General features: G+C 58.7%; 5 protein-coding genes and 1 pseudogene. 3 read left to right on the forward strand and 3 right to left on the reverse strand.

Annotated elements, in window-relative coordinates:
• Together QJT82_RS45020 and QJT82_RS45025 are read left to right on the forward strand one after the other, a co-directional pair.
• Positions 1-411 (forward strand): annotated as a pseudogene (locus tag QJT82_RS45020) (hypothetical protein); the annotation flags it as partial.
• A complete protein-coding gene (locus tag QJT82_RS45025; RefSeq protein ID WP_016846316.1) occupies positions 350-814 on the forward strand; it encodes a hypothetical protein in 465 nt (154 codons plus the stop codon). The pseudogene QJT82_RS45020 and the gene QJT82_RS45025, both read left to right, overlap by 62 nt.
• Here QJT82_RS45025 and tnpB read toward each other — a convergent pair.
• The 3 genes from tnpB to QJT82_RS45040 form a co-directional block, all read right to left on the reverse strand.
• Positions 802-1107, reverse strand: a complete 306-nt coding sequence (gene tnpB, locus QJT82_RS45030; protein WP_051448103.1) for an IS66 family insertion sequence element accessory protein TnpB — start codon at positions 1105-1107, stop codon at positions 802-804. The two genes, QJT82_RS45025 and tnpB, sit on opposite strands and share 13 nt — an antisense overlap.
• On the reverse strand, positions 1104-1514 hold the full coding sequence (locus QJT82_RS45035; protein ID WP_240537170.1) for a transposase: 411 nt from the start codon (positions 1512-1514) through the stop codon (positions 1104-1106). The genes tnpB and QJT82_RS45035 overlap by 4 nt, the downstream gene beginning before the upstream one ends.
• 466 nt (positions 1515-1980) lie before the next feature.
• Positions 1981-3645, reverse strand: a complete 1665-nt coding sequence (locus QJT82_RS45040) for an ABC transporter ATP-binding protein (RefSeq protein WP_018269964.1) — start codon at positions 3643-3645, stop codon at positions 1981-1983.
• 542 nt (positions 3646-4187) lie between these two features.
• Here QJT82_RS45040 and QJT82_RS45045 point away from each other — a divergent pair.
• A complete protein-coding gene (locus tag QJT82_RS45045) occupies positions 4188-4709 on the forward strand; it encodes a hypothetical protein (RefSeq protein WP_264641762.1) in 522 nt (173 codons plus the stop codon).
• The last annotated feature ends 64 nt before the right edge of the window (positions 4710-4773 follow it).

Here is a 4773-nt window from a genome sequence, read left to right on the forward strand (position 1 = left end):
CAGTTCAACCGCGTCGATCCCGACAACCGGCTCGTCGCCGCCGAGCTCGAGCGCCGTTGGGAGGCGGCTCTGAAGGATGCTCGAGCGGCAGAGGAGGCCCTGGCCCGTTTGAAGTCTCCCCAGGCTATCGCTCAGATCACCGTCGGCAACAAGGCGCTGAACGACAAAGTCGTCCGCCTCTCCGGCCGTCTGCCTGAGATCTGGACGGCCCCGAGCACGACCGACGGGAAACGCAAGGCGCTGCTGCGCTGTCTCATTGACAAGGTGATCCTCGACCGCGGCGAGCACGACGCCGTCAGGATGAGGATCGTCTTGGCGCGGCGGAGCCGTCACCGACATCGAGGTAAAGATGCGCGTCAACTCAGTAGCGGATCTCGCCCAAGGCGCGGAGATGCGAGAACGCGTGCTTGAGCTCGCCCGCGCCAAGATGCACGACGACGAGATCGCTGCCATATTGACGAGCGAAGGACAACGGTCACCAAGTTGCCCCGACAAGGTGCTGCCTATCACCGTCCAGCGCATTCGCTTGCACGCCGGCCTCAAGGGGCTTACCGAGCAACGTACACGATGGCGCCATTCAACCGACTTGCTCAGCGCACAGCAACTTGCCGGCGTATTGAACATTCCCGTGAATTGGCTCTACGTTCAGATCAGGCAAGGGCGCCTTTTGATCGATCGTCATCCTTCCGGCGCACATCTGTTCTCCAACACGTCGCGCGTGATTGAGGCTGTTCGAAAACTACGCAATCATGAGCTCAATCATCTCGATCTCAGAATCACTGAGCCTCACGAGGAGGGGCATCAACATGCGTAATCGAGCAGCATCGCGAGCTGCGTCGCACTGAGATGCACCACGCCATCGCGGATCGGCGGCCAGGTGAAGCGCCCCTGGTGCAGCCACTTCGTCACCAGCACCATGCCGCTGCCGTCCCACGCCAGAAGCTTCACTCGGTCCATGCGCTTGCTGCGGAACACAAAGACGTCGCCGCAATACGGGTTCGCACGCAGCGCTTCGCTAACCAGCGCCGACAGCGTGTGCACCGACTTGCGAAAGTCGACCGGCTGTGCCGCCAGCACCACCTTGAGGTCAGACCGTAATGCAATCAACGGATGCCCCGAAGCGCCGATAGCACTGTCGAAAGCGTCGCCAGCTCCACTCCGGGCTCGACCCGGATGCGTGCCCCGCCCACCTCGATCTCAATCATCCCGCCAAGCTTGCCTGGGGGCGATGCCATCTGCGGCAGCACCTTATGCGCGGACGCGAACCGGTCCGGTTCGTCTGCCGTCGCCGGACCGCTCTCGGAAGCGATCCGGACCGGCACGAAGCCTGGCGCCTGAAAGCTCGCTGCCGTCGCGAACTTGCGCCGCCACACCGTCAGCAGCCCACGGACAACGCCATGGCGCCGAGCGACCTCGGAAATATTGGCCCCTTCCTCGAAGCTCTCCGCCACGATCTGGGCCTTCTCTTCCGCCGTCCAGTGCCGTCGCCGACGCTGCCCCGTGATCACCTCGATCCGACGATAGGAGCCGCCTTCCTGCCTGGCATCAAGCATGGCTTCATGCATGGCATCTGCCATAGCCCACCTCCAAAAAAACAGGTCATACCAGGCTGTATCGCAGCTCATTCGCGCGATGCCCAGGTGGGGGGCTCATGCCGATTACTTTCAAACGAGCGTGGGGTAATATTGGGTCAGATGCATCACTCGGCTGACTCAGATCGAATTGAGCTCGACTGGACCGGCTGTTCGGCTGTTGCCTATTCCAGGCCGGGTGTCGCGGCGTTTGAATCGCAGGTCGGCTGACATGAGCCTTGGCAGGGAATTCCCGAGACGACGTGACGGCTCGAACGTCCCGTTCTGTCCAGCTTTGGCCACCAGATTCGCTGGCCGGGTTGGCAATGGCTTGGTTCGTCTCACTTGCAGACATTCCGCAACCGGCATTCTTAGACCGGCAGACGCGCGGGCTGAGCATCCGCCTTGCCTATGTCTGACAAGCGCAGGGGGTCAGATCGACCACGACGTCGGTTGTAGAGATGACGCCTCTGCGATGCGTAATCGCCAGCACGGTCACATCTTCCGCTAGGCTGCGAATATGGTCCATGATGTCCCGCTCGGTTCGCTCGTCAAGGGCGGAGCTGGCCTCGTCGAGAAGAAGGATCGCCGGCTCGCCATAGAGCGCACGGGCAATAGCAATACGCTGGCGCTCCCCGCCTGAAAGCTTCAAACCGCGTTCTCCAACGGTTGTTTCAAATCCTTCCGGCTGCGCCTCGATGAACGGGAGAATAGCGGCTTTTTCCGACGCGGTGCGAAGGCGTCCCTCATCGCGGGGCCGACCTAGCAGAATGTTGTCGGCCAGCGACACATTGAGCAACGTCACGTCCTGCGGCACGACAGCAACTGCAGCATACCAATCCGTGCGATCGATACCCGTTATATCGGTTCCATCGACCAGAATACGGCCGCAGTCCGGCTCGATTGATTTCAGGACGAGCCTAAAGATTGTCGACTTCCCCGATCCCGTTTCGCCGACCAAAAAAGTAATCCCGCCGCGTCCAGCCAAAAACGAGACGTTCGTAACGCCACGACCGTTTTCGTAGGCATAACCAACGTCCTCGAAAGATAGTTGGCCGGCGGAGGGCGTGAAATCATGAGTATGGGACGTTCGCCGCTCTTCTGGTGCGCCCCACAGTCTGGTGAGAGGAATGAGGTCGGCGCGCGACCTCGATGCGTCCGAGATCGCGCGCGCGACCATCTCGAAGGGCATACTGAGTTGGAGTATAAGCGTGTTGAACAGCACAATGTCGCCGATCGTGACCATGCCAGCCTGGTAGTCGGGAACCAGAAGGAGAAGAGTGACGGCAAATTGTAACGCGACGGCTAAGCCGAGCACGGCGATGTAGGGCAGTCGTTGAAGCACGTAGGCTCGACAGTTATCCCGCACCTCCCGCGCTTTCACCGTAAAGCGCTGGCTCATCCAGGCATGACTGCCAAAATGGCGCAACGTGTCCATGGCATTCATGACGTTGCCGACGAAACGCGCATTCTCTTGTCCGGCGTCGACGGCCCGGTCCAGAAATACGCGCGCCCGACGCGTCGAACTCCAGGTCAATGTAATCGCGGCAGCCCCATAGGCGACGACGATTGCGGCGATCTGAATATTGACGAGCGCACCTAGAGTAGCGATCGTAAGCAAAAGCTGCGTTGCAGCAGGGAAGAAGATCGTAGTTCCAAGCTGGACCATCGTGATCAACGCGCTGCGGCCGCGCGCGGCCGCACTCTGTATTTCCACGGGATTGTGCTCAAGGAAAAAGGCTGCGGTTTTTCTCAGGATTCGATCGAAAAAGCGAGTTGCAGCGATGAAGCCTAGGTTTTCTGCTGTCATAAAGGAAAGATACTGCAGCATACGCTGAAATGCGGAAGCAATGCCAAGCAGGACCGCATAGCCAGCGAGTCCCCAGGCGAGCACCGACGCGCCTTCACTGCGCGGCAGACGATCAATCAGAGACGAAAATACATAGGGGGCTACGACGCTGCTCGCGCTTGAGATCAGCACCACCGTGGCAACGACGAGAAGCAGGCACCGATCGGACCGCCAGTACGCATGCAAGATTTCGGAAATCGGCGACAACGCTGTGTACTTTGACATATCTGCGACACATCGAGGGAACGGCGCGCTTTGCTTTGCGCAGAGAGCGGCATGGCCTTGTCGCACGGTCTAGATTTCAAACGAACTCGCGTAAAGATGCTCGATGGCTGGCTCACCGAAATTTGCTATCGCTAACCGCCAGTGGACTTCAAATGAGCTCTGTCCAGCGCTGTCATGCAACCCCGCCAGTCTTGGTAGGTTGTCGCCCGGCGTCTCACATGAAATACGTCGTGTTGTGGCCGACAACTGACGCGCCACACTACCCGGCTTCTTACTGAAGCATAGGATGCCGAGACGACAAGAACCCGCTCCGTAAGCAACACGACATGAAGTGTGCAACTGCAGACACACGCAAACGGCCCGCGTCCGATGCAACTGAACTTCCTCTACCGGTTCTGCCGCCCCCTACTATTTAAGACACCAAAGGAACCTCTACCTAACGATAGTGCCACGGAGGGCTGGCTTTAAGATTGATTGCATCATTCTTCACGCTCTGTTGCCGCCCCTCACGCGAGGGGCGGCTCGAGTTTGTATCAAGAACAATGCTCAAGGCTACTCTGAGAATAGGTGATCTGAAAACCTTCGATCCTGCCGTCAGAGACTGCTCAATAGCAATTGGTGAAAGCTACATCCGGCCATTCCAGCATAAGAGCCTTGAGAGCTTGTTGCTAAAGAACTCCGACCAATGGTTCTTCGTCATACGGGAGCGTCAACGAGTAGCAGACGAGTTCGGCACCAACCCCATCGCCACAGCTAACGCTTCTGCGGATCAGCTTCGTCAGAGCTACCAACAATGCATGCACTGGCCGCTCGATTTTGTCGTGATCGAGGCCGCCCGCCGAGGTCCGCGCCTGCAGGTACGAGCTGGCCATATCGGCAGCCTGCCGATCTACTTCCACGTGGAGGAACGCACCCGTACGGTTACACTATCCTGGGATTTCGTCGATTTTTTGGGTACATCGCGAGCGATTGATGCAGAGATCATAGCTCATCACCTGTCGATGAGAACGTTTTACTCTGCGCGGCAGCCCTGCGCGGGGATTAACTTACCGAGTCGTCCGTGAAGATCGGCTAAGCGATTGAGGCAGAATCGCATTTGCTGGTGTGGACTGTTTTTGGATTGCAAGG

It is taken from the genome of Bradyrhizobium sp. Mp19, from assembly GCF_029952935.1.
In the GTDB taxonomy this organism is placed as follows: Bacteria; Pseudomonadota; Alphaproteobacteria; order Rhizobiales; family Xanthobacteraceae; genus Bradyrhizobium; species Bradyrhizobium elkanii.

Excerpts from the sequence above, each read along its gene's own strand:
- QJT82_RS45045 (WP_264641762.1), top strand. The coding sequence starts at position 4,188 with ATGCTCAAGGCTACTCTGAGAATAGGTGATCTGAAAACCTTCGATCCT.
- QJT82_RS45040 (WP_018269964.1), bottom strand. The coding sequence starts at position 3,645 with ATGTCAAAGTACACAGCGTTGTCGCCGATTTCCGAAATCTTGCATGCG.
- QJT82_RS45025 (WP_016846316.1), top strand. The coding sequence starts at position 350 with ATGCGCGTCAACTCAGTAGCGGATCTCGCCCAAGGCGCGGAGATGCGA.